The following is a 22,553-nucleotide window of genomic DNA, read 5'->3' on the forward strand; positions in this document are numbered from 1 at the left end:
CCCCGCTCGGGCCTAATTCAACCCTCGTCCTCCCCGTGGGGGAGCGCCTCCCTCGCCTCGGAGATCGCGAGGGTCAGCTGCCGGATCAGGCCCGTCACGAGGTCGAGCTGCTCGGGGGTGTACTGGGCGAGGATCGGGAGCATGTGCTGGACCATCGGGTCGAACATCTCCCGGCCGGTCACCCGCGCGCTCGGAGTTGCCGCGAGCAGCACTTGGCGCCGGTCTTCCGCGCTGTGGCGGCGTTCGAGGTGGCCCGAGGCCTCGAGCCGGTCGAGCACGGCGGTCATCGCCGCCGAACTGAGGACCAGCCGCTCCCGGAGCCCGCCTGGCGTCGCGACCCCGCCCGTGCGCTCGGCTTCGACGACCGCGTTGATGGCGTGGATGTCGTTGCGCGCGAGGCCGTGCTGGCGCCGCACCACTTCGGAGTACCGCTCCGCCTCGGTCGTGAACTTCTGGAGGAGGAACAGGAGCTCGAAGCCCGGGGACGAGCGCAGCGTCTCACGGTCTCCGGGGGCGGGTTGCGGCTCGTCTGGCACGCCGAACATTCTAGGGCCGGCCCTTGGGCAGGGAACGGAAGGCGGCGAGGGCGATCTCCCGCGATTCCCTGAGGTCGACGCACGGCTCGGGGTAGTCCGGGCTGCCCAGTTCGGGGATCCAGAGCCGGGTGTACTCGCCCTCTGGATCGTGGGTCTTCTCCTGCGTCAGCGGATTGAAGATGCGGAAGAACGGCGATGCGTCCGCGCCGCACCCCGCGGCCCATTGCCAGTTGAACGCGTTCGAGGCGCCGTCTGCGTCGACGAGGGTGTCCCAGAACCACTGCTCGCCGAGCCGCCAGTCGATGCCGAGGTTCTTCACGAGCAGGCTTGCCGAGACCATGCGGACCCGGTTGTGCATCCACCCGGTCGCCCACAGTTCCCGCTGGCCCGCGTCCACGAGGGGAAAGCCCGTCGTCCCGCGCTGCCAATGCCCGAGCAGCCCGGCCTGATCGCCGCCCCCGCCGGGCCTCCACCACGGATAGGCGTCGAATTCGCGCCGGAGGTTGACGGTCGCGAGATCGGGATGGTGGTACAGCTGGTGCCACGCGAACTCGCGCCAACCGAGCTCTGACGCGAAGGCGGCGCTTCCCGCCGAGGCCTCCCGCCGCCGTCGTCCGACTTCATGCCACACCTCGAATGGGCTCACGTGGCCCCAGCGCAGATACGGCGAGAGGCGGCTCGTCCCGGCCCGCCCAGGTCGATCACGGTCCTCCGAGTAGCCGGCCAGGGCGTCGTCGACGAACTCCTCGAGCAGCTCGTGCCCAGCCCGCGGACCAGGCGCCCACGCCTCGCCCAGGGGCTTGGACCAGTCGGGCACCCCGGGGAGAAGGCCCCACTGCTCGAGACGGTCGCTGCGCGGGACGCCATCCGGCGCCTGCTGCCTGTCAGGGGTCGGCAAGGGACGACGGAAATCATGGGAGCTGAGCTCCTTCCAGAATGGCGTGAAGACCTTGTAGGGGCCGCCTTGGCGGTTCGTGAGCTCCCATGGCTCGTGCAGGAGCGAGGCCTGGAAGCTCTGGGCCCGGATCCCCGTGGAGCGCACGGCCTCCTTGACCGCGGCGTCCGCGCGCCGCTCCCCGCCCCCGTAACGGCGGTTCCAGAACAGGGCACCGGCCCCGCACTCCGCAGCAAAGGCGGGGACGACGGCGCCCGCGGCCCCCCGCCTGAGGATGAGCGGCACGCCGATCTGGTCGAGTTCCACGCGCAGTGCGGCGAGCGCATGGTGGAGCCACCAGCGGGCGGCCCCGCCGAGCGGGCGGATCCCGGGGGACTCCTCGTCGAGCACGTAGAGCGCGATCGTCGCTCCTGTGTCCATGGCTGCACGGAGGGCCGGCTGATCGGTGATCCGCAGATCGTCCCGGAACCAGACGATGGAAGGGGAGACGGTGGGCCGGGTCTGGCTCATAGGCCGAGCCAGAGGGCGATGAGGAGGAGGGTCACAAGGAATCCTGTCACGTAGTTGAGCCAGAGGAAACGGCGCCAGCCCGCGCGCGCACGCCCCGACTCTCCGTCCCCCAGCATCAGGAACGGCGCCTCGTTCACCGCGTAAGGGAGCGCAAGCAGGCCAGCCCACCTGGCGAGCCCTTCGGTGCCGAAGAGCAGGAACGCGCCCGCGGCGACGTGGCAGACGACGGCGAGACGCACTGTCGCGCGGGCGCCGAACAGGGTCGCAATGGAGGCGATTCCTGCCTCTCGGTCGGGAACGATGTCCTGCACGGCACCGAACGCGTGGCTCGCGACGCCCCACATGAAGAAGGCGGCGAGGGCCGCTAGGAGGCCCGCCGAGGGTTGGGCGCCGGCGAGGGCGAGCCCGTACACGGCAGGAGAGACGAAGTGGGTGCTCGAGGTGAGGGAATCAAGGACCGGCCGTTCCTTGAAGCGGAGGACGGGCACGCTGTAGGCCGCTACCGCGAAGAGGGAGACGGCGAGCACGGCCGAGCTGCCCGCCGACCCACCGGCCGTCAGGAGGGCAACGAACGGGACGCAGGAGCCCCACGCGAACCAGAGCGTGGCCCTATGCAGCGACGGATCGAGCACACCGCCCTCGACCCCGCCCTTGCGGGGATTGCGGAGGTCGGATTCGTAGTCGAAGACGTCGTTCGTGCCGTACATCGCGGCGTTGTAGGGCAGGAGGAAGAACAGCGTCCCGACCAGGAGGCGCCAGTCGAGGCTCCGGCTCGAAAGCAGGTATGCAGCCGCGAACGGATAGGCCGTGTTGACCCAGGAGAGCGGGCGGGACGAGACCACGAAGGCCGAGAACAGGCCGCGAGGCGCGTGCAGGGCGAGGGTCATGTGTCTCCCTTTGGGTCGGAAGGGGCTGGGCCAGGGGACCCGGTTGGGCCGATCGCGCGCCACAGCGCAGGGAGCATGACGGCGGCCGCCAGCGGGTACGCGAAGTCCTCGACGGGTGCCAGGCCCACGAACAGCCCGCTGAGTGCCTCCGGTCTGTAGCCGAACAGCCCGACCGCGATCATGGCGCTGTCGAAGACGGCTGTCAGCACCAGGAGGACGGCTGCGCCGGCTAGCACGGGGCGCCAGAACGGCGTTCGCGCAGGCCGATGGGCCGAGCGGAACCCGGCGACCGGGGGTTTCTGTACCCGGAACAGACCTGCGGCCGTGGCGAGGAAGACGACCATGAGGAAAACCACCGCGAGGAAGACGACGTCGATCAGCGCGTAGGTCATCGGCGCCCACCGGCCACACGCTCCGCTGCCGTGAAGAGCAGCATGGCCGTGTAGCAGAAGAAGGCGAGGAAGAAGGGTTCCTCGAGGGGAAGACCGGGCGCTAGCAGGACTCCCGTGGCGAGCGGTGAAGACCCGTGCTCGAACACGCCCCCGAGGATCCCGGCGGCGTCCCACACGAGGAAGAAGGCGACGCCCGCCACGAGGACGAGAGTCGCGGAACGGGGGCCTCGCCAGAAGAAGAGCCGGAAGCGTCGGTCGAGGGCAACGAGGCAGGCAGCCCCTATGAGCAGGAAGCTCAGGTAGGCCATGGAACCTCCACCGCCCGGGATGCGCGGGTTCTGGGCGCCGCCGGCGCAAAGGCAACTGTTTCGTCGACGCCCACCCGCCCAGGCTTCCGGTCCCCGCGGACGCGCTTCAGGACGAGCTCCGCGCTGATGAGGCACATCGGCACCCCGATCCCCGGCCGCACCGAGGCACCGGCGTAGAGCAGTCCCGAGACCGTCCGGCTCGCATTCCCGGGGCGGAGGACCGCGCTCTGGCGCAGCGTGTGCGCGAGCCCGAGGGCACCGCCGCGCCAAGCGTTGACGTCGACCGCGAAGTCTTCGGGCCCGATCGTCCGGCGGACCACCACGCGCCGAGCGAGATCGGGGACGCCGGCCCACTCCGACACCTGTCGGATGGCGGCGTCCGCGACCGCCTCTACCGTCGGCGCTCCGTTGCCTCCCACGCCCCCGCGCCCCCACTCGGGCTTCGCGGGCGCCGGCACGAGGACGAACAGGCTCTCATCGCCCGCCGGGGCCACGCCCGGATCCGTGGCGCTGGCCCGGGACACGTAGAGGGAGGTCGGGTCGGGCAGCCGGAGCCCGGCGGCAACACGGCCGAAGTTGTCCCTCCAGTCCCTCGTGAAGAACAGGTTGTGGTGGGCCAGCTCGGGGAGCGGGCCGCGGACACCGAGGCACGCGAGGACCGCGCTCGGCCCCGGGTCCCGGCGCGACCATGCCTCCTCGCGGTGGGAGCGCAGAGGGGCCGGGAGCAGCTCCGTCTCGAGGTGATGGAGGTCGGCTGCCCCAACGACGACGTCCGCGCCCAAGCGGTGCTCCCGCCCGTCGTCGTCCGTCCACACGACGCCCTCAACCCGCGCCCCGCCCGGGGCCTCCCCCGTGACGATGCGCTGCGCGCGGGCACCGAGCCGCACGTCCACACCCGCCTGCCGGGCGAGCCGCTCCATCGCGTCCACGAGGGCCGCGAAGCCGCCCCTCGGATAGAGCACGCCCTGGCTGAGGTCGAGATGGCTCATGAGCTGGTAGAGGGCTGGGGCGCGGAATGGCGTCGTGCCGAGGAAGACGGCCGGGTAGCCGAGGAGCTGCCGCTCGCGCAGGTCGCGAAACCTGCGTGCGACGCGCTGGTCGAGGGTCTGCGTGAGCAGCGCGCCGAGCTGGGGAAGCCGGCGAAGCACGTCGCGGCTCGCAAGGCCACGGAGCGAGGAGAAGTCGTCGTAGAGGAACCGCTCGGTGGCGAGGCGGTAGGCGTCCTCGGCCTCGTCGAGGTACCGGGCGAGCGCGGTGCCCGAGCCGGGGTCGAGCGCATCGAAGAGCTCGCCGACACGTTCCCTCCCCCAGGGCACATCCACGGGACGGTCCTCGCCCTCGAAGAACGTCCGGTACCCCGGATCCAGGAGGACGAGGTCGAGTTCGGCGGCGGCACTCGTGCCCATGAGCCGGAACCAGTGGTCGATCACCTCGGGCATCAGGTACCAGGACGGCCCCGTGTCGAAGCGGAAGCCCTCGGCCTCCCAGCGGCCGGCGCGGCCCCCGAGCACGCCCTGCTGCTCGAGGAGGTGGACGGCGTGTCCGTCGCGGGCGAGGAGGGCGGCTGACGCGAGGCCTGAGATCCCGCCGCCGATGACGACGACGCTGCGCGGCTTCCGTGGACGCCCCGTTGGCCGACGGTCCGCGGTGCGCAGGCCGCCGCGCTTCATGCCGCCCTCCGTGGTGCCCAGCCGAGCACCGCCGCGGCGGCCAGGCGCGCCTTGACGACGGCAGGCACGCTCACGCGCGTTCTGGGCAGGAGGTCCGCGGGGCACGCGTCAATGCGGTCTGCCAGCTCGGAGAAGACTGCGTGGGCCAAAGCGACGGCCCGCCGCGAGGAGTCAGGCAGCAGCCGCAGGCCTGGGAGGGACCCGTCCAGGTCGGCCCTCAGGTCGGCGACGAGGGCTGCCTTCTGCCGTTCCTGCAGGATCTCCGGGTCGACCCCGGGAAAATACCGGCGTCCGAGCTGGGCCATGTCCTGGCCGACGTCCCGCAGGAAATTGACCTTCTGGAACGCCGCCCCCAGCCTGCGCGCCGACTCCGCCATGGTCGCTCGCTCCTCGGAGGACGCGGCCGTGTCGCGGAGGAACACCCGGAGGCACATGAGGCCGACGACCTCGGCCGAGCCGTAGATGTACTCGCCGAGGGAGTCGCCCGAATGCGCGTCCGGATCGCAGTCGCGCCGCATGGAGGCGAAGAACGGCTCGATGAGGTCGCGGCCTATTCCCGCGCGCCGGGCGGTCTGGACAAAGGCATGGACCACGAGGTTGGTGCTGTAGCCCAGCGTGAGCGCGGCGTACGTCTCCCCCTCGAGGATGCCGAGCTGTTCGAGCACGGCCGGGACCGGAAGCCCCGCGCCGGTCGCGGCGCCGTCGACCACCTCGTCCGCGAGGCGGACGAGCGCGTAGATGGTCTCGATCTCGGGCCGCAGAGGAGCGTCGAGGAGCCGGCAGGCGAGCCCGAAGGAGGTCGAGTACCGGCGGATGACGACGGCGGAGCTCGCCGTCGCGGCCGCCGTGTAGCGGCTCAGGGGGGACGCAGTCATGCGTTCGGCCTTGGGGCGGCCCGCGGCGCGGCGGGCCTCTGCTGCGTAGGACATCAGCTCTCCCGGTGGAGGACGTGGTTGCAGATGCGGGTGAGCTCGGATCGGAGCCCGGGCGGCAGCTCGGCGCGGCTCGCCTCGCCGAGCGCCTCGGTGACGAGCGAGTGGGCGAGGTTCAGGGCATGGTCCCGTGCTCCGGCCCGGTCGATGATCTCCCGGAAGTGCTCTGCGCGGCCGTCCTGAGCCTCGATCCCCTCGTCGAGGCGCCGGGCGACGAGCGGATTCTCTCGCGCGAACGCAGTCAGCACGGTGAGCTTTCCCTCCCGCAGGTCCGACGACGTCGGCTTGCCTGTCTGCCGTTCGTCGCCGAAGGTGCCGAGGACGTCGTCGATGACCTGGTAGGCGACGCCGACGAGGGTCCCGACGCGGCCGACGGCGTCTACGGCCTCCTGCCCGGCTCCGGCCAGGACCGCTCCCGCCCGGAGCGGTGCCTCGAACGAGTAGACGGCGGTCTTGAGGCGCTCCATCTCGAGCACCTCTTCGACGCTGCCGTCCCCGCCCGGGCTACCGGCCCCGCCCGGGCCCCCGCGGGACAGGAGGACGTCGGCGAGTTCGCCGGCGGCGGCGTCGGCAATGGCCCTGTGGAAGAGATCGGCGAGGGCGTCACGGGTGCCCCGGACGGGCGTTGCCCGCTCTAGCATCCGGAACGAGGCGGTGAGGAGGAGGTCTCCGGCAATGATCGCCACGGAGGCGCCGAGATGATCTGCTTCGGACGGCTTCAGGCCGCGGTTGACGCCTTCTTCGCGGTAGATGCCGGCGATGTTGGGCCGACCACGGCGTACGAAGTCCCGGTCGATCACGTCGTCGTGGAGGAGGAGGGCGGCGTGCAGGAATTCGAACGCGGCACCCAGAGCCGCGCAGGCCTCGCCGGACGCCCCGCCGAACGACGTGTACGCGAGGCAGGCCAGCCGGGGCCGGATCCGCTTCCCTCCCCCCAGCGATCTGGCCACGTGGTCCCAGAGTTCCTGGGCCCGGCCCGGAGGCGCGACTGCCCGCTCGGAAGCGCAGAACTCGGAGAGGAGCTCGTCGACGCGCTGGCCTACCCGGCTCCACGACGTGTCCTCTCTCCGAGCGCCCGTCGCAGGGGCCTTCACAGCTGTCTGGATGGCCGTTCCGCTCATCGTCGCCTCCTCGTTCGAGACCGTTTCGCCTCGAGCCCTGACGTCAGGGGGTTGATGTCTCGATCGTCGAGAAATATGATGATCGAGAAATAGCGGCCTGTCTAGAGGGGGACGCCATGAAGGGCCAGGAGACCCGAAAGCGGTCGGCGCTGCCTGCGGCCGCGCTGACCGCTGCCTCAGCCGTGATCGCCTTGGTGCTCGCCGCAGCCGGCAGCGGCGCGTTCGGCGGAACGCCCGTCAACAGCGCCGCCGGCGGCTACTTCTCCAGCACAGCCACCCCGGTCGCACCCGGCGCTCCCGCGTTCTCCATCTGGAGCCTCATCTACGCCGGCCTCCTCGCCTACAGCGTGTGGCAGCTGCTGCCGAACGCGAGGGCCAGCGCGCGCCAGGCGTCGCTCCGGCCTTGGGCGGCCGCATCCATGCTCCTCAACGCAGCCTGGCTGTGGGTGGTCCAACTCGGTTCCGTCCCGGGTAGCCTCGGAGTCATGGCAGCTCTCCTCGCCGTCCTCTGCCGCATCTTCCAGCTCTCACGGGCCCACGCCCCCGGATCCAGGACCGAGGCGGTCCTGAGCGACGGAACCTTCGGCCTGTACCTCGGCTGGATCTGCGTCGCCATGATCGCGAACGTGGCGGCGGTCCTCGCGTGGGCCGGGCTCGCACTGCCCGCCGAGCCGACCTCCGTCGTCGTCCTCTGCGCCGCCGCCCTCGTCGGCATCTCGCTCGCCTTCCGCCGAACGTGGGCGCCCCTCCTGTCGATCGCGTGGGGCCTCGCCTGGATCGCCGTCGCGCGGGCGAACGGGCCGCTCGTCCTTCCCGCCACCGCGCTGACGGCTGGTACCGCGGCTGCTGCCGTGCTCGCGGCGGGAGTCCTGATTGCGGGGCTGCACATGGGGAGCGGCCTGCGGCACGGGACGGCACGGGCCGGCAGGATGGAGCAGGCATGAGCCGCCTCATCGCTGTCACCGGCGCGACCGGCTACATCGGCGGCCGCCTCGTCCCCCGGCTTCTCGAGGCGGGCCACCGGGTCCGCGTGCTCGCACGCAACCCCACGAAGCTCCGCGACGTCCCCTGGCGCGACGACGTCGACGTCGTCTCCGGGAAGCTCGAGGACGCCGCCGCCGTCGAAGCACTGTGCGAGGGTGCCGACGTCGTCTACTACCTCGTGCACTCCATGGGCGCCCAGACGGGTGGGAACTTCGCGCGGACCGAACGCGCGGGGGCCGAGGCCCTTGCCCGCGCCGCTGCGAAGGCCGACGTATCCCGTCTCGTGTACCTGAGCGGCCTCAACCCCGGGGAGCGGCTGAGCCGGCACCTCCAGTCGCGGTCGGAGGTGGGGCGCATCCTCCTCGATTCGGCCGTCCCCACCGCCGTCCTCCAGGCCGGGCTGGTGATCGGTTCCGGCTCGGCGAGCTTCGAGATGGTGCGGCACCTCACCGACGTCCTCCCGGTCATGCCCGCGCCGCGCTGGGTGCTCAACCGCGTGCAGCCCATCGCCGTCCGCGACGCGCTGTACTACCTCGAGAAGGCCGCCGAACTGCCCGCTGACGTGAACCGGACCTTCGACGTCGGCGGCCCCGACGTGCTCACGTACGCCGACATGATGCGCGGCTATGCGGGGGTGGCAGGCATCAGGGCGCCGCTCATCCTGCCGCTGCCCGTCCTCACCCCGTGGCTTGCGGCCCAGTGGGTCAACCTTGTCACCCCGATCCCGAAGGCCCTCGCGATCCCCCTCGTCGAATCCCTCCAGAACGACTGCGTGGTGCAGGAGACGGACATCATCGAGTACATCCCCGAACCCGAGGGAGGGCTCACGGGCTACAGGACAGCGGTCGAGCTCGCCCTCGCGAAGATCAAGCGCGGCGAGGTCGAGACGACGTGGGCCGGCTCGACGGCGGTCGAGGCACCCTCGGACCCCCTCCCGAGCGACCCCGAATGGGCTGGTAGCACGGTGTTCGAGGACACGCGGACGCACTACACGTCGGCGCCCCCCGAACGGCTGTGGGAGGTCATCGAGAGTATCGGCGGTGAGAACGGCTGGTACTCGTTCCCCCTCGCGTGGGCCGTGCGGGGCTGGATGGACAAGCTCGCGGGCGGCGTAGGCCTCCGCCGCGGGCGGCGCGATCCACGGCGGCTCCAGCTCGGGGACGCCCTCGACTGGTGGCGCGTCGAGGCCCTCGACCGCGGGCGCCTGCTGCGCCTCCGCGCCGAGATGCGCGTTCCGGGGCGCGCATGGCTCGAGCTCTCGGTGTCGCCCCGCGGGTCGGGAAGCCTGTACTTCCAGCGCGCCGTCTTCCTGCCGAAGGGCCTCGCTGGGCGGCTCTACTGGGCGTCGATTGTCCCGTTCCACGACATCGTGTTCAAGGGCATGGCGGAGCGCATCACGGCCGCGGCCGAAGCCGCTCAGGCCGCGGCGGCACAGGCCGCAGCGGCACAGGCGTCGCCGCAGGATGGGAGGGCTTGACATGACCTACGACCGCACGCTCGTGCAGCTCGTGGACGAGGACGGCACGCCGCTGGGCACCGCGCCCAAGTCGGCGGTCCATGGCAGTGACACCCCGCTGCACCTCGCGTTCTCGTGCCACGTCGAGGATGACGAGGGGCGGGTACTCGTCACGAGGCGCGCACTGGGGAAGGCCACGTGGCCGGGTGTCTGGACGAACTCGTTCTGCGGCCACCCCGCCCCGGGCGAGCCGATCGAAGACGCCGTGCGGCGGAGGGCGCGAGAGGAGCTGGGGCTCGAACTCGACGAGCTCACGCCGATCCTCCCGGGCTTCCGGTACCGCGCGACCGACGCCTCAGGGATGGTCGAGAACGAGGTCTGCCCGGTCTTCCGCGCCCGCGCCCTCGGCGAGCCTGCGCCGTCGTCCGACGAGGTGTCCGAGTGGCAGTGGACGACGCCGGACCGGCTGCGCACCGCCGTCGTCGCCGCCCCCTACGCCTTCAGCCCCTGGCTGCACCTGCAGCTCCAGCAGCTCGAACTGGCCTCGCTCTGACCGCGGCCTAGGGCGGCCGACCGCTGCGCCCTGGGCCCAGTGCGGCTCAGGCCCGCGCAGCCCGCCGCTTCGGGAACCCGAAGCGGTCGAGGTCCTGGGCCGCACGGACGACGGCGGACCCAGCCCGCCGCCGAGCCTGAACTTCCAGCTCGGCCACGTCCGGATACCGCGACGAGAAATGCGTCAGGACCAGGTGCCGCGCCCCAGCCCTCCCCGCAAGCTCCCCCGCCTGCCCGGCCGTGAGGTGCCGGTACTCCTCCGCGAGCGCGGCGTCGTCATCGCTGAACGTGGATTCGGCGACGAGGAGGTCCACCCCCTCCGCGAGCTGCTCAGCGCCCTCGCACTGCGCCGTGTCCATGACGAACGCGAACCGCTGCCCCCTCCTAGGCACGCTCACGTCTTCGAGCCGTACCTCGCCGAGCCGCCCCTCGCGCTGGAGCCGGCCGACGTCCGGCCCCTGGATCCCCGCAGCGGCGAGCCGCTCCGGAACGAGCGAACGGCCGTCCGGCTCGGACAGGCGGTAGCCGTAGGTCTCGATGCGGTGCCTGAGCGGCTGGACCTCAAGCCCGGACGCGATGGCACCCGCGGCGCCGTGGGGAACGAGTCGGAGATCCACGCCCGGAGACGAGATGGCGACGAGGGCCCGCACCATGGGTTCGCCGGAGGCGGGATAGTGAAGGTGCACGGGGTGCTCGACGCGGTCGAGGGCCATGCGGGAGAGGACGCCGGGGAGCCCGTAGCAATGGTCGCCGTGGACGTGGGTGAGGCAGATGCGCGTCACATCGGTCCCAGCAACGCCTGCGTGGATCATCTGCCGCTGCGTCCCCTCGCCCGGGTCGAACAGGAGGCCCTCACCGTCCCAGCGCAGGAGGTAGCCGTTGTGGTTGCGGGTTCGGGTCGGGACTTGGGAGGCGGTGCCGAGGACCACGAGTTCGCGCATGCTGCCCACAGTAGGGGGCGGGGGCCGGTCCCGATCGAAGGCAGTCCTGGAGGCACCCCCTGACGGCGCCGAATGCTGCGCCCCCCACGCGTGGCAATCGTGCGAGACTGGCAATCGTGCGCCTGCTTCTCATCCGCCACGGACAGACCCCTTCGAACGTCCGGGGGGCGCTCGACACCGCGTTCCCGGGCCCTGGCCTCACGCCGCTGGGCGAGGCCCAGGCCGGCGCAGTCCCGGGCGCACTCGCGCACGAGCGGATCGCCGGCGTCTACGCCTCCCCGCTCGTGCGGACCCAGCTCACGGCGGATCCTCTCGGCAACGCCTTGAGTGCCGAGGTCCGCGTGCAGCCGGGACTCGAGGAGATCTCCGCCGGCGGGCTCGAGCTGCGCAGCGACCCGGCCGCCGTCGAGGCGTACGGCGAATGCCTCGTCGCGTGGATGCGGGGAGAGCTGGATCGGCCGATGCCCGAAGGCCCCACCGGCGCGGACTTCCTCGCGCGGTACGACGCCGCGGTGCGGGAGATCGCGGCCGCGCACGGGGACGACGAGACCGTCGCCGTCTTCAGCCACGGCGCCGCGATCCGCGTCTATGGCGCCCTGAGCTCCCGGATGGACGGCGACGCCGCGGCGGAGCTCAGGATCATGAACACCGGGATGTGCGTGCTCGAGGGCAGTCCGGAGTCCGGGTGGGTGCTCGAGGAATGGCGGACCGAGCCGATCGGCGGCCTCGAGCTCGAGGACCTCACAGCCCACGACGTCACCGGCGAGAGCGCAGAGGACGCCGCCCACGAGGCAGACCCGCGCTAACCCCTCCCCCCCACGTTTCGGGTACAGATACCCCACCCCCCAAGCCCTCTCGGGTACAGATACCCCACCCCTAGAGCGTTTCGGGTACAGATAAAGGCGGTGGGGCGGCTCAGGCGGTCAGTCCCCTTGACGCCGCGCGGACGACGGCGCGGGTCACCTCCGCGAGGCCGGGCGAGTCGAGCGTCCACACCTGCCAGAACAGCCGCAGCTCCTCCGACCACTCGGGGTCGAGCTCGACGAGCACGCCCTCGGGGTCCTGCTGGTCGGGAACCATCCCCCACCCGAGGCCGGCGTGGACCGACTCGACGTACTGCACGGAGTCGGGGATGAAGTGCTGAGGAGGCGCGGCCTCCGGGGCCACCCGGGCGAGGAGGGCGAGCTGGTGGCTGTCTTTCCGGTCGTACTGCATGACCGGGGCGACGGCGAGCGCGGCCTCCGTGGGCCCCTCAGGAAACCAGCGGTCCATGAACTCCTGTGACGCCTTCGCCCGGTAGACCATCGACCCCAGGGGACGCGCCGTGCACCCCTGCACGGGCCGGGGGTCTGCGGTGACGGCGGCGACGGCGTCGCCCGACCGGAGGAGCTCGGCGGTTGCGTGCTCGTCGTCGCGGAGCAGCTCGAGGGCGACCCGTCCGCCGAGCGCAATCTCGCGGATGGCTGCGGGGAGCCACGTCGCGATCGAGTCCGCGTTGGCCACGATCGGAACCCGCAGCCGCTCGCCCGGAAGGCGAGGGGCGCCGTCGTCCTCTCCCCGAGGTTCGGCGCCGCGGAGGGCGAGGACCGCCTCGTCGGCGAGCAGGAGAAGCTGCCGCGCCGAGCGCAGGAGCTGCTCCCCGGCGGGCGTGGGGCGGACCGGCTTGAGCCGGCGGACGAGGACGCTGCCGACGGACCGTTCGAGGGCCTTGATCCGCTGGCTCACGGCCGAGGGCGTGAGCCGGAGCTCGCCCGCGGCGGCCTCGAAGGTCTCGTTGTCGACGACGGCGGCCAGTGCGCGGAGCTGGTCGAGTTCCATGAAGCTATTCTAATGCAGATGTAAAAATATTGAATTGAACTTCATATGTTCGGGACGTACCGTCGGAGGGTGTCCCCTTTTTTCACTGGCCTCGGAGCGAGCCTCGGCCTCATCGTTGCGATCGGCGCGCAGAACGCGTTCGTACTGCGTCAGGGGATCAAGCGTGAGGGCGTCCTGCCCGTGGTCCTCGTGTGCCTCGCCAGCGATGCGATCCTGATCTTCGCCGGCGTGGCCGGCATCGGTGCCCTCATCCAGAGCGCTCCTGTTCTGCTCGCCGTCATCCGCTGGGTCGGGGCCGCGTTCCTTGTCACCTACGCGGTGTTCGCGGCCAAACGCGCGCTCCGGCCCGGCGTCCTCGAAGCAGCCCCCGCGCGGAGCGGGATGACAGCGTGGTCGGCGGTCCTGACGGCCGCCGCGATCACGTGGCTCAACCCCCACGTGTACCTCGACACGCTCGTGCTCCTCGGCTCCCTCGCCAACGCTCAGGGCGACCCCGGGAAGTGGCTCTTCGGGGTCGGCGCGGCCACGGGGAGTGCCCTGTGGTTCCCGCTGATCGGATTCGGCGCGCGCAGCCTGCGCGGCTTCTTCGCCCGGCCGGCGTCGTGGCGGTTCCTGGACGGCTCGGTGGCCGTGCTCATGCTCGGCCTCGCCGTCGTCCTTGCAACCGGAAGCTGACTAGACGGCCGCTTCGAAGGTCGGAACGCCGAGCCGGTAGGACGGCAGCGTCAGGAGGCGCCGCGCGGCGAAGTCCTCGACGAGTCCGGCGAGGCCGACGGTGAGGCCCAGAGCCGGGTCCGGCGAGATGAGGAAGGGCGTGATCCCGGCGTCGGCGAGGGCGTCTTCGGCGGCCTCACGGTAGCTGACTCCGAGCCGCGGGTCGTAGGTGGGAAGCTCGCTGTCCAACCACACCACCCGGTCGAGCCCGCGGATCGTCATGAAGTCGAGGACGGCGTCGATCTTCCACCAGCCGGTCTCGACGCCCTCCGGAGGCAGGAAGCGGGCCTGCGGAAGCAGCGCAATCACCCTCGCCTGCTCCCGGCTGCTCGGCCTCCAGAAGAGTCCGCGATCGTTGGCGACGGCGCTCATCCTCCAGAGTGCCGCGGCGCCGCCCCCGCGCGATGCGCCGAGCCGGCGCGCGTCGGCCACGAGTGCAAGACCAACCATCCCCAGGGTCCCTCCTTCAGCACGCGACGGTCCGCGCAACCGCCCGTGCCGGGGGAAACCCCAGCATGGCCTGTCCTTCGCGCGTAGGGTCAATCATTGGACAGGTCCATTGCTGTGTAAAGAGCGAAAATTTGTGCGAATGGCGTCCGCCGTTCAGATTACGACGCGGAACCCAGCTCGGAGCCCCTAAAAGGCTGTGGGCGGCACTCTCTCAGGTTTCACCGATTCAGGCTCGCTACCATTCCCGGCATGGCCTCTCGTGGGAAACCGTTGATCGACACGACCACCGCGCTGGGCAAGGTACTCGCCTTCTTCAGCATCAGTGCTGTCTGCGGCGCCCTTGTCGCAGGGCTCATGTCGCCTGCCGTCGCCCTCACGACGGCTGCTGCGAACGGCTCGGTCCAGTTCTTCGACAGCCTTCCGAGCGATCTCAGCGTGAGCCCTCCGTCACAGTCGACGAGGATCCTCGCCGCTGACGGCTCGACCATCGCGACCCTCTTCACCGAGAACCGGACCGACGTCCCCTTGAGCCAGATGTCGAAGAACATGCAGAACGCCATCGTGGCCATCGAGGACTACCGCTTCTACCAGCACGGCGGAATCGATCCGATGGGCATCCTCCGCGCGCTGACGATCGACGCGGGAGGCGCCCGGCAGGGTGCCTCGACCCTGACCCAGCAGTATGTGACGAATGTGCTCAACGAGAACCTCGTCACCCAGGGGAAGTCCGCCGACATCGTCCTCAACGGGCAGAAGGGCGTCGGCGACAAGCTGCGGGAGATGAAGCTCGCGATCGGCCTCGAGCAGAAGTATTCGAAGGACCAGATCCTTCAGGGCTACCTCAATATCGTCCCGTTCAGCGGCAACGCGTACGGCGTCGAGGCCGCGAGCCAGTACTTCTTCTCGGAGGACGCCAAGGATCTCACCATCCCCCAGGCCGCGCTCCTCGCGGGCCTCGTCAACGGCCCCGGCTACTACGACCCAACCACCTACCCGGACCGGGCCGTCTCGCGGCGCAACCTCGTCCTCGATGCGATGCTCACCCACGGGTACATCGATCAGGCCCAGCACGATGCCGCGGTCAAGACCCCGCTCCAGCTCAAGCTCAACCCCCCGAAGCAGGGTTGCGCGTACGCGGCGCAGGGGCCCTACTTCTGCGACTACGTGCTGCACCAGATAGAGAATGACCCGGCTTACGGCGCAACCCCGGCGGATCGCCTGCAGCGGGTCATGAGCGGTGGCCTGACCATCAAGACGACGCTCGATCCGCGCCTCCAGTCCCCTGCACAGCAGCAGGTCGATGCGACGGCGGGGGCGAACCCGGACAAGTGGGGCGCCTCCCTCGTGACGATCCAGCCCGGGACGGGCAAGATCGTGGCGATGGCGCAGAACTCGCGCATGCTCGATGGGCAGGGGAGCGGCTTCGTCACGAGCTACAACTTCAACGTCGACCGATCCGACACGAGCGGCAATGCGCTCGGCGGCGTCGGAGGCATGCAGCCCGGCTCGACGATGAAACCGGTGACGCTCGCGGCGTGGCTCAACGAGGGCAAGCCCACCAATCAGATCGTCGACGCATCCCGGCGCGTCTACCCCCTGAACTACCCCTGGAGGGACACGTGCTCCAAGGTCACGGGGGCGTACGACGACGCCGAGGTCGGCTTGGGCGCGGCGAACGACCTTCAGAACGACGAGCCGAACTGGTACTACCCCATGAGCGTGCGGGAAGGCATCACCCAGTCGATCAACACGGCGACCTTCGCCTCCGCCGCGGGCCTGAACGACTTCTGCGACATCCAGCGCGCTGCGGACGCCCTCGGGATGCACGACGGCGCGGGCAACGGGAAGAAGCTGGACCTCTCGACCCTCGGCAACCTCCTGGGCGGCATGAACGTCGCACCGCTCACGATGGCGAACGCCTTCGCGACGTTTGCCGCCGACGGCACCTACTGCACGCCGATCTCCATCACGGAGGTCGACGACGCGCAGGGCAAGAAGATCGGCGGCCAGACCTCGAGCTGCCAGGCGAACGCCCTCAAGCCCGGCGTGGCGCAGGCGGCGACCAACGTCCTCCAGGACGTCCTCACGAAGGGCTCGGGCCTGCTCATCCCGCAGAAGCTCGGCGTCCCGGACGCGGCCAAGACGGGAACGAACCAGTACAACAACCAGACGTGGGTGGTCGGGTACACGAAGGGGCTCTCCACGGCCTCGTTCTTCGGTGACCCGTTCAGTGCCGATCCGACCAACCCGGGGCAGAACGTCACCGTCAACGGCAAGTTCTACCCGGTGGTGGACGGCGCCTACATCGCGGGCCCGCAGTGGGCGCTGTACATGCAGAAGGCTGTCGGCTATTACGACCACGGCAACTTCGACGCGCCGCCGCAGAACCTGATCGGGGGCTGACCCGTGGGGCCGCCTCCGCGGGCGGCGGCTGGCTGAGCCAGCCCCGCCTGCGTCAGGCCCCGCCTGCGTCAGGCCGGCTGCACGCGGTGGATGCCGAGCCGCTCGGCGGTGCCGTCGACTGCCGCGGCCAGGGCGTGGGCGTTCTCGGCCCCGATCAGCGCGATGGCCGAGGACTCCCACGCCGAGACGATCGTGTTCATGCGGCCGAGCCTTCCCGCTCCGTGGTCGGAGAGCCGGACCGTGATGCGGCGGCGGTCGTTCGGAGCGGGGAGACGGTAGACGGAAGCGTTGTCCTCCAACGCGTCGACAATCCTGCTGAGCGACGCGTTCGGCAGGCCCGAGTACGCGGCGAGATCCCCCATGCTCGGCGACCCCAGCCGCGAGACGAGCTGCAGGATGCGCCACTGCTCGACGCTGGCGCCCTCCTCGCTGAGCGCGAGCGCGAGACCCTCGAGCATGCGTGTCCCGACTCCCGAGAGGGTGAGGATGACGTGCGACAGGGATACGCTGTGTTCGCTGTCCTCCGGCAAGGCGGGCATGGCATCCTCCTCGATCGCCCGGCCATCTAGATTCGGCAGGACCATTCTGTGACCTCTCCAGTCAGCCTAGTGCTTCCGAGCACTCTCGTGCTGCGCGGCCCCATGCCGGGGACCCTCAGCATCGGGCTGCTCGCGCCGCTCTCAGGCGTCATGGGCGTCGCCGGTCCGTCGATCCTCAACTGCGCGCAGCTGGCTGCGGAGCATGTAGCCGAGCGTACCGGCCTCGCCACAGAACTCGTAGCGATCGACGCCGGCCAGTCCCCCGGGGAGGTTGCGCGTGCCGTCCGCCAGCTCATCGACGCCCGGCTGATCCAGGGCCTCGTCGGCGCACACACGTCGGACGTGCGCGTCGCCGTCTCGAGCGTCGTGCCCCACGGCATGCCCTATGTCTTCACTCCCCCGCACGAGTCGGGGCAGGGGAAGCCGGGCACTGTCTTCACGGGCTCGGCCCCGCAGCTTCAGCTCCGGCATCCCCTGGAGTGGATTATCCGGCACCACTCGGTGCGCCGGTGGGCGCTCATCGGGGGTGACTACGTGTGGCCGCGGCAGGTGCACCGCGAAGCCCGGAGCCTCCTGCGGGCGCTCGGGCAGGAGATCGTCATGGACAGGTTTGTCGCACTGGGCTCCGTCGACGCCGGGCGCCTCCTGGACGAGGCGAGGAGCAGCCGTGCCGAAGCGATCCTGGTCTCGCTCGTCGGCCGGGACGGGATCACGTTCCATCGCGGGGCCGCGGAGTACGGAGCCGACCGGCAGTTCGTGCGCCTCTGCACCGCTCTCGACGAGAACTGTCTCCTGGCGGTGGGGGGCGATGCCACGGGCATGCTCTACTCGGCCATGCCCTCCTTCATCCTCCAGCAGGACGACGAGCATCAGAGCTTCATCGAGCTGTACCTGAAGCGCTTCGGCATCTCTGCACCCCTGCCAGCGTCCTACGCCGAAGGCTGCCACGATGGCGTGCTCCTGCTTGCCGAACTGTGGCTGAGCGGCCTCTTGGAATCCATGCCTCCTGCGCACGCCGCCCTGAGCCTGGCTGCGGCCTCGGAAAGCGCGGGAGCCGTCGTCGGCCGCTCCCGCGGGGGCCGTCTGGCCCGCGCTGAAGGAAACGAATTGGTAGTCATCAATGAGGTCGGCATGTAGCATCAAGTTATTTCCATCTGGAAATAACTTGGACTCCGCGGACACAGCTGTCCGCGGCCGAGCATTGGACGACACAACGGCGATGAACTCAGAACCTCGTCAACCTTATGACGCCCCGGCTCTCCCCGCAGACGCCGAGGGCAGCGGCATCGAAGAATTCGGCTACCGGCAGGAACTCAAGCGCACGCTGAAGTTCTCCGACCTCATGGTCTACGGATTGATCTTCATGGTGCCGATTGCCCCCTTCGCAATCTTCGGCAGCGTCTTCCAGGCCTCTGGAGGAATGGTCGCGATGGCATACATCGTCGGCATGCTCGCCATGATGTGCACCGCGAACTCCTACGCGCAGATGGTCCAGGCCTTCCCCATGTCAGGCTCCGTCTACACCTACGTCGGGCGCGGGATCACCCGCATCCTCGGGTTCGTGGCCGGCTGGATGATCCTCCTGGACTACATCCTCATTCCTGCGCTCCTCTACTTAGCGGCCGCCATCGCGATGAACGGCATGGTCCCCGCGGTGCCCCTCTGGGCTTGGCTCGTCGCGTTCGTCCTGCTGAACACGCTGATCAACTACCTCGGCATCGAATTCACCGCCCGGGTCAACAAGATCATGCTCGTGCTCGAGCTCGTCGTCCTCGCGATCTTCCTCGTCATCGGATTCGTGGCAGTCGCCAACGGCCAGGGCTCCTTCAGCCTCGACGCGTTCTTCAACCCGCACACGTTCAGCTGGTCCCTCATCTTCGGGGCCGTCTCGATCGCCGTGCTCTCGTTCCTCGGCTTCGACGGCATCTCGACCCTTGCGGAGGAGAACGCCGGCACGACCAAGTCGCTGGGACGCTCCATGATCGCCGCCCTCCTGCTCGTCGGGGTGCTCTTCGTGGTCCAGACGTGGGTCGCCTCGATGCTCGTGCATGACCCCGCTGGCCTGGTTGCCAACGGCGACCCGAACGGGACGGCCTTCTACGACGCCGCGCAGAACGCCGGCGGTGCCTTCCTGTTCATCCTCACCGCCGCGGCCACCGCGGTGGCCTGGGGCTTCGCAAACGCCCTGGTCGCCCAGGCGGCGACCTCGCGGCTCCTCTTCGCCATGGCCCGGGACCGCCAGCTCCCCGCATTCCTCAGCCGCGTGCACCCCAAGAGGGGCGTGCCGGTGAACGCGACGTTCGTCGTGGCGGCCATCTCGCTCGTGCTCGGCCTCTACCTCGTCACGCAGCCGAACGGTCTCACCGAGATCTCCACGCTCGTCAACTTCGGCGCGCTCACGGCGTTCTCGCTGCTGAACATCGCGGTCGTCTGGTGGTTCGTGATCCGCCAGAAGTCGCGCCGGTGGTTCGTGCACCTCGTGCTCCCGGTCCTCGGCCTCGTGATCCTCGTCGCGGTCATCATCAACGCGAACATCGCTGCGCAGATACTCGGCGTCCTCTGGCTCGTCGTCGGTCTGATCCTCGCGTTCGTCCTGCTCAAGGCCGGGCGCATGAAGGATCCCTCCATGGCTGCCTCCCCCATCGACGAGAAGGAGGTCCGCTGACATGGCGGTCCACGCGCTCAAGCCCACGCCCGAGCAGTACTCGTACGTCTTCGGGGGCACGAAGCCGCTCCTCAGCGTCAATCCGGGGGACATCGTAGAGGTGAGCACCGAAGACTGCTACGGCGGCCGGGTGAGCTCTCCCGACGACCTTCCGAGCGAGGTCGTGCCCTTCGCCGAGCTGAATCCCGTCTCGGGTCCGATCCACGTGGAGGGCGCCGAGGTCGGAGACATCCTGGCGGTGCACTTCATCTCGATCGTCCCGGCACGGTCTCACGCGATCTCGAGCACCTTCCCCCACTTCGGTGCGCTCACCCCCACGCATGAGACTGCCATGCTTGCGAGCCCGCTTGAGGAGCGCGTCTGGTTCTACGACATCGACCTCGAGACCTGGACGGCCACGTTCCGGGCACGCCAGAGCGACTATCAGCTGTCCCTGCCGCTCGATCCGATGCACGGAACCGTCGGAGTGGCCCCTGCCAGCGGGGAAGTCCGTCTCGTCGTGACCCCCTCGACCCACGGCGGCAACATGGACACCCCCGAGGTGCGGGCGGGAACCACCCTGTACCTGCCGGTCAACGTCCCGGGGGCGATGCTCTCGCTCGGCGACGGCCACGCGCGGCAGGGGGAGGGCGAGGTGTGCGGCACCGGTCTGGAATCGGCTATGAACAGCGCGATCGCGGTGGACGTCGTCAAGGGCGGAGCCCTGGAGTGGCCCCGGCTCGAAGACGACGACTACATCATGAGCACCGGGTCCGTCCGTCCGCTCGAGGACGCGTACCGGATCAGTCAGCGAGACCTGGTGGCGTGGGCGTCCGACCTGACGGGCATGGACACCCTCGACGCCTACCAGCTGGTCAGCCAGCTCGGCCTCGCCCCCGCGGCCAACGTCTGCGACCCGAACTACACGATGCTCGCGAAGCTGCCCAAGTGGTCGTTGAAGTCGGCCGAGGCCTACGGCGGCGTCCACAGCCGCCTCCGGGCCGCGGCAGAGGACTACAAGCTCGGATAGCCCGGGCACGCGTGCGGGAGCGGCCTCGCCGTTCCCGCACGCCCCCTTCTCCTGGGCTCCTGGGCTCTTCGGCTCTTGGCTTGCCTAGAGCACCGGAGCCCCGGCCTGGGCGCTCCAGCACTCGATCGCGAGCGGCCCCGCGCTCGTCTCCGCGCGCGAGGCCGGCGTGAGCGAGCCGTCGTCGCCGATCCAATAGGACGAGATGTGGTCCGAGCCCTCTCCGCACACGAGGAGGAATCGCCCGGACGGGTCGATCGCGCTCCCGCAGGGCTGCGTCTCGGTCGCCGTCCTCGCCAGGAACTCGAGCGTCCCGTCGTCCTTCACGGCGAAGGCGGAGATCGTGCTCGTGGACCGCTCCGTTGTGAAGAGGAAGCGCCCGTCGGGCGTGAGCCGCAGGTCGGCCGCCCACACGACCCCCGTTCCCGGGTCCGGCGTACTCGCGGACCGCACCGGTCCCGGCACCAGGCCCAGGCCCTCGACAGCCGAGACCCGCTGCAGGAGCTCGAGGGCACCCGATTCCGCGTCCCGACCGTACACCGCGACCTCTCCCGTGAGCTCGTGCACCACGTACGCGCGGTCCCCGATCGCATTGAGCCGGAGGTATCGGGGCCCCGACCCGGGCTCGGCGGCGACGTGGCCGCTCGGGGCGATCGCGCCGTCGTCCGCTCCCGGCTCGGCCTCCCCGCCCGACTCGAACCAGCTCACCCGGTCGTCGCCGAGGGACGTCGCGTAGACGAAGCGTCCGTCCGGGCTGAAGGCGACGCAGTGCGTGTTGGCCCCGGTCTCGTACCGTGCCGGGGCGGCGCCGTCGGCGCCCGGAAGCGGCACGCGGTCGAGCCGGCCGTCCCCGTAGGACGCGCTGAAGAGGCTGCGGCCGTCCGGCCCGAGGGCCACGAAGCAGGCCGACGCGGGCAGCTCCCGGGCAGCTCCCTGGGCTACCGCGCCGGCCGGGTCGAGGGAGAGGGCGACGGCGCGGGGACCGCTTCCGTCGCTGCCCCCGCCGCTGCAGGCGGCGTATGCGGTGCCGCGCCGATCCATCGCGAGCGCGGCGACGCCGGGAAGGCCTTCCGCGCGGGCCAAGGGCTTGAGCGCCCCGAGCCCGGGTCTAGTTCGAGGAGGTCGACGACGCCGGCCCCCGGGCAGGCGACGAGGAGCAGGGTGCGCTGGGCCGCGGGAATGCCGGCGAGTGGTTGCTGTGCCAAGGATCCGCCTTTCTGAGCCGGGTGGAGCCCCGCCCACCCGGCAGGGTCTACTGGGGTCCGTACCCGGAGGAGGCCCGGGTGACACGACCGCCTCGCCGCACCCGGGCGGCTCCCTCTGCGTCTGGTTTTCTGCGTCGGGAGACAATCAACGATCACGCGGAGACAAGCCCGCGCGGGCCTCCCCTCCGAGACTTGAACGAACAGCCCACCTCAGGGTGGAACAGCGCAACTCAACGTGGAGGATTCATGGACACGACCCTGCAGCAGACGGATTCCCTGCTCGAGGCGATCGCTCCCGCGCCGGGCGAGCCCGGCCGCGAGGTGCTCGACCCGGCGACCGGCGGGCTCGTCGGGGTGGCTCCGGTGCACGGGCTGGCGGAGCTCGAGGCGGCGATCGCGGCCGCGAGGGCAGCCCAGCCGGCCTGGGCAGCGGCCGGCCACCAGGCCCGCTCCGCGGCGCTGAACGCGGCGGCCGAGGCCGTGGAGGCCAACGCCGAGGAGCTCGCCCGGATCCTCTCCCGCGAGCAGGGCAAGCCGCTCAACGGCCCCAACGCCCGCTTCGAGGTCGG

23 protein-coding genes are annotated in these 22,553 nt (G+C 70.4%); 10 read left to right on the forward strand and 13 right to left on the reverse strand.

Features of this window, described 5'->3' with window-relative positions:
• Positions 1-17 precede the first annotated feature (17 nt).
• The 8 genes from E6A21_RS15540 to E6A21_RS15575 are packed head-to-tail and all read right to left on the reverse strand — an operon-like array spanning position 18 to position 7,251.
• The gene (locus E6A21_RS15540; RefSeq protein ID WP_171041437.1) at positions 18-536 is read right to left on the reverse strand and encodes a MarR family winged helix-turn-helix transcriptional regulator; all 519 of its coding nucleotides are present in this window, start codon (positions 534-536) and stop codon (positions 18-20) included.
• 10 nt (positions 537-546) lie between these two features.
• Complete coding sequence (locus E6A21_RS15545; RefSeq protein ID WP_138445064.1) at positions 547-1,941, reverse strand: cryptochrome/photolyase family protein; 1,395 nt, start codon at positions 1,939-1,941, stop codon at positions 547-549.
• Positions 1,938-2,828, reverse strand: a complete 891-nt coding sequence (locus E6A21_RS15550) for a prenyltransferase (protein ID WP_138445065.1) — start codon at positions 2,826-2,828, stop codon at positions 1,938-1,940. Before E6A21_RS15550 ends, E6A21_RS15545 begins: the two co-directional genes overlap by 4 nt.
• A complete protein-coding gene (locus E6A21_RS18335) occupies positions 2,825-3,220 on the reverse strand; it encodes a lycopene cyclase (protein WP_138445066.1) in 396 nt (131 codons plus the stop codon). Before E6A21_RS18335 ends, E6A21_RS15550 begins: the two co-directional genes overlap by 4 nt.
• Positions 3,217-3,528, reverse strand: coding sequence for a lycopene cyclase domain-containing protein (locus E6A21_RS15560; RefSeq protein ID WP_138445067.1), 312 nt, complete (start codon positions 3,526-3,528; stop codon positions 3,217-3,219). Before E6A21_RS15560 ends, E6A21_RS18335 begins: the two co-directional genes overlap by 4 nt.
• A complete protein-coding gene (crtI, locus tag E6A21_RS15565; RefSeq protein ID WP_138445068.1) occupies positions 3,516-5,198 on the reverse strand; it encodes a phytoene desaturase family protein in 1,683 nt (560 codons plus the stop codon). The genes E6A21_RS15560 and crtI overlap by 13 nt, the downstream gene beginning before the upstream one ends.
• Positions 5,195-6,127, reverse strand: coding sequence for a phytoene/squalene synthase family protein (locus tag E6A21_RS15570; RefSeq protein ID WP_246036566.1), 933 nt, complete (start codon positions 6,125-6,127; stop codon positions 5,195-5,197). The genes crtI and E6A21_RS15570 overlap by 4 nt, the downstream gene beginning before the upstream one ends.
• Entirely contained in the window at positions 6,127-7,251 is a 1,125-nt protein-coding gene (locus tag E6A21_RS15575; protein WP_138445069.1) for a polyprenyl synthetase family protein, read from the reverse strand. Before E6A21_RS15575 ends, E6A21_RS15570 begins: the two co-directional genes overlap by 1 nt.
• 116 nt (positions 7,252-7,367) lie before the next feature.
• Here E6A21_RS15575 and E6A21_RS15580 point away from each other — a divergent pair, with 116 nt between their 5' ends.
• From E6A21_RS15580 to idi, 3 genes are read left to right on the forward strand one after another with little or no spacing between them, the layout of a single operon-like run.
• Positions 7,368-8,195 (forward strand): tryptophan-rich sensory protein, encoded by an 828-nt coding sequence (locus E6A21_RS15580; RefSeq protein WP_138445070.1) that lies wholly within the window; start codon positions 7,368-7,370, stop codon positions 8,193-8,195.
• Positions 8,192-9,712: an SDR family oxidoreductase gene (locus tag E6A21_RS15585; RefSeq protein WP_138445071.1), complete on the forward strand. Its 1,521-nt coding sequence runs from the start codon at positions 8,192-8,194 to the stop codon at positions 9,710-9,712. Before E6A21_RS15580 ends, E6A21_RS15585 begins: the two co-directional genes overlap by 4 nt.
• A 1-nt stretch (position 9,713) precedes the next feature.
• A complete protein-coding gene (gene idi / locus E6A21_RS15590) occupies positions 9,714-10,244 on the forward strand; it encodes an isopentenyl-diphosphate Delta-isomerase (RefSeq protein WP_138445072.1) in 531 nt (176 codons plus the stop codon).
• Positions 10,245-10,290: 46 nt separating this feature from the next.
• On the opposite strand, the gene E6A21_RS15595 is transcribed toward idi, so the two are convergent.
• On the reverse strand, positions 10,291-11,184 hold the full coding sequence (locus tag E6A21_RS15595; protein ID WP_138445073.1) for a ribonuclease Z: 894 nt from the start codon (positions 11,182-11,184) through the stop codon (positions 10,291-10,293).
• Between the two features lie 116 nt (positions 11,185-11,300).
• On the opposite strand from E6A21_RS15595, the gene E6A21_RS15600 reads away from it, so the two are divergent.
• Complete coding sequence (locus tag E6A21_RS15600; protein ID WP_138445074.1) at positions 11,301-11,990, forward strand: histidine phosphatase family protein; 690 nt, start codon at positions 11,301-11,303, stop codon at positions 11,988-11,990.
• Positions 11,991-12,099: 109 nt separating this feature from the next.
• Here E6A21_RS15600 and E6A21_RS15605 read toward each other — a convergent pair whose 3' ends face one another.
• On the reverse strand, positions 12,100-13,002 hold the full coding sequence (locus E6A21_RS15605; RefSeq protein WP_138445075.1) for an ArgP/LysG family DNA-binding transcriptional regulator: 903 nt from the start codon (positions 13,000-13,002) through the stop codon (positions 12,100-12,102).
• Between the two features lie 45 nt (positions 13,003-13,047).
• Here E6A21_RS15605 and E6A21_RS15610 point away from each other — a divergent pair, with 45 nt between their 5' ends.
• Positions 13,048-13,677, forward strand: coding sequence for a LysE/ArgO family amino acid transporter (locus tag E6A21_RS15610; protein WP_138445076.1), 630 nt, complete (start codon positions 13,048-13,050; stop codon positions 13,675-13,677).
• On the opposite strand, the gene E6A21_RS15615 is transcribed toward E6A21_RS15610, so the two are convergent.
• Positions 13,678-14,166 carry a hypothetical protein gene (locus E6A21_RS15615; RefSeq protein WP_138445077.1) on the reverse strand — a complete coding sequence of 163 codons (489 nt, stop codon included), beginning with the start codon at positions 14,164-14,166 and terminating at the stop codon, positions 13,678-13,680.
• Between the two features lie 249 nt (positions 14,167-14,415).
• Between E6A21_RS15615 and E6A21_RS15620 the strand changes: the two genes are divergently transcribed.
• Complete coding sequence (locus E6A21_RS15620) at positions 14,416-16,569, forward strand: transglycosylase domain-containing protein (protein WP_138445078.1); 2,154 nt, start codon at positions 14,416-14,418, stop codon at positions 16,567-16,569.
• A gap of 68 nt (positions 16,570-16,637) precedes the next feature.
• Here E6A21_RS15620 and E6A21_RS15625 read toward each other — a convergent pair whose 3' ends face one another.
• Positions 16,638-17,108: a MarR family transcriptional regulator gene (locus tag E6A21_RS15625; protein ID WP_171041438.1), complete on the reverse strand. Its 471-nt coding sequence runs from the start codon at positions 17,106-17,108 to the stop codon at positions 16,638-16,640.
• A 48-nt stretch (positions 17,109-17,156) separates the two neighbouring features.
• Between E6A21_RS15625 and E6A21_RS15630 the strand changes: the two genes are divergently transcribed.
• The 3 genes from E6A21_RS15630 (at position 17,157) to E6A21_RS15640 (ending at position 20,782) form a co-directional block, all read left to right on the forward strand.
• Entirely contained in the window at positions 17,157-18,245 is a 1,089-nt protein-coding gene (locus E6A21_RS15630; RefSeq protein ID WP_138445080.1) for a substrate-binding domain-containing protein, read from the forward strand.
• An 82-nt stretch (positions 18,246-18,327) separates the two neighbouring features.
• Positions 18,328-19,773 (forward strand): APC family permease, encoded by a 1,446-nt coding sequence (locus E6A21_RS15635; RefSeq protein ID WP_138445081.1) that lies wholly within the window; start codon positions 18,328-18,330, stop codon positions 19,771-19,773.
• Position 19,774: 1 nt separating this feature from the next.
• A complete protein-coding gene (locus E6A21_RS15640; RefSeq protein WP_138445082.1) occupies positions 19,775-20,782 on the forward strand; it encodes an acetamidase/formamidase family protein in 1,008 nt (335 codons plus the stop codon).
• An 84-nt stretch (positions 20,783-20,866) separates the two neighbouring features.
• Here E6A21_RS15640 and E6A21_RS15645 read toward each other — a convergent pair whose 3' ends face one another.
• Positions 20,867-22,069 (reverse strand): lactonase family protein, encoded by a 1,203-nt coding sequence (locus E6A21_RS15645; RefSeq protein WP_342777880.1) that lies wholly within the window; start codon positions 22,067-22,069, stop codon positions 20,867-20,869.
• Positions 22,070-22,230: 161 nt separating this feature from the next.
• Here E6A21_RS15645 and E6A21_RS15650 point away from each other — a divergent pair.
• A partial coding sequence (locus E6A21_RS15650; protein ID WP_425471568.1) for an aldehyde dehydrogenase family protein occupies positions 22,231-22,553 on the forward strand: 323 nt, incomplete at its 3' end.

Origin of the sequence: Sinomonas susongensis (genome assembly GCF_005877005.1) — a bacterium.
GTDB classification, from domain to species: Bacteria; Actinomycetota; Actinomycetes; order Actinomycetales; family Micrococcaceae; genus Sinomonas; species Sinomonas susongensis.

Bases quoted from the DNA above. Each gene is read 5' to 3' on its own strand.
- E6A21_RS18335 (WP_138445066.1), bottom strand. From the start codon at position 3,220: ATGACCTACGCGCTGATCGACGTCGTCTTCCTCGCGGTGGTTTTCCTC.
- E6A21_RS15585 (WP_138445071.1), top strand. From the start codon at position 8,192: ATGAGCCGCCTCATCGCTGTCACCGGCGCGACCGGCTACATCGGCGGC.
- E6A21_RS15605 (WP_138445075.1), bottom strand. From the start codon at position 13,002: ATGGAACTCGACCAGCTCCGCGCACTGGCCGCCGTCGTCGACAACGAG.
- crtI (WP_138445068.1), bottom strand. From the start codon at position 5,198: ATGAAGCGCGGCGGCCTGCGCACCGCGGACCGTCGGCCAACGGGGCGT.
- E6A21_RS15595 (WP_138445073.1), bottom strand. From the start codon at position 11,184: ATGCGCGAACTCGTGGTCCTCGGCACCGCCTCCCAAGTCCCGACCCGA.
- E6A21_RS15560 (WP_138445067.1), bottom strand. From the start codon at position 3,528: ATGGCCTACCTGAGCTTCCTGCTCATAGGGGCTGCCTGCCTCGTTGCC.
- idi (WP_138445072.1), top strand. From the start codon at position 9,714: ATGACCTACGACCGCACGCTCGTGCAGCTCGTGGACGAGGACGGCACG.
- E6A21_RS15575 (WP_138445069.1), bottom strand. From the start codon at position 7,251: ATGAGCGGAACGGCCATCCAGACAGCTGTGAAGGCCCCTGCGACGGGC.
- E6A21_RS15610 (WP_138445076.1), top strand. From the start codon at position 13,048: ATGTTCGGGACGTACCGTCGGAGGGTGTCCCCTTTTTTCACTGGCCTC.
- E6A21_RS15615 (WP_138445077.1), bottom strand. From the start codon at position 14,166: ATGGTTGGTCTTGCACTCGTGGCCGACGCGCGCCGGCTCGGCGCATCG.
- E6A21_RS15545 (WP_138445064.1), bottom strand. From the start codon at position 1,941: ATGAGCCAGACCCGGCCCACCGTCTCCCCTTCCATCGTCTGGTTCCGG.
- E6A21_RS15620 (WP_138445078.1), top strand. From the start codon at position 14,416: ATGGCCTCTCGTGGGAAACCGTTGATCGACACGACCACCGCGCTGGGC.
- E6A21_RS15550 (WP_138445065.1), bottom strand. From the start codon at position 2,828: ATGACCCTCGCCCTGCACGCGCCTCGCGGCCTGTTCTCGGCCTTCGTG.
- E6A21_RS15625 (WP_171041438.1), bottom strand. From the start codon at position 17,108: ATGCCCGCCTTGCCGGAGGACAGCGAACACAGCGTATCCCTGTCGCAC.
- E6A21_RS15580 (WP_138445070.1), top strand. From the start codon at position 7,368: ATGAAGGGCCAGGAGACCCGAAAGCGGTCGGCGCTGCCTGCGGCCGCG.
- E6A21_RS15635 (WP_138445081.1), top strand. From the start codon at position 18,328: ATGAACTCAGAACCTCGTCAACCTTATGACGCCCCGGCTCTCCCCGCA.
- E6A21_RS15640 (WP_138445082.1), top strand. From the start codon at position 19,775: ATGGCGGTCCACGCGCTCAAGCCCACGCCCGAGCAGTACTCGTACGTC.
- E6A21_RS15570 (WP_246036566.1), bottom strand. From the start codon at position 6,127: ATGTCCTACGCAGCAGAGGCCCGCCGCGCCGCGGGCCGCCCCAAGGCC.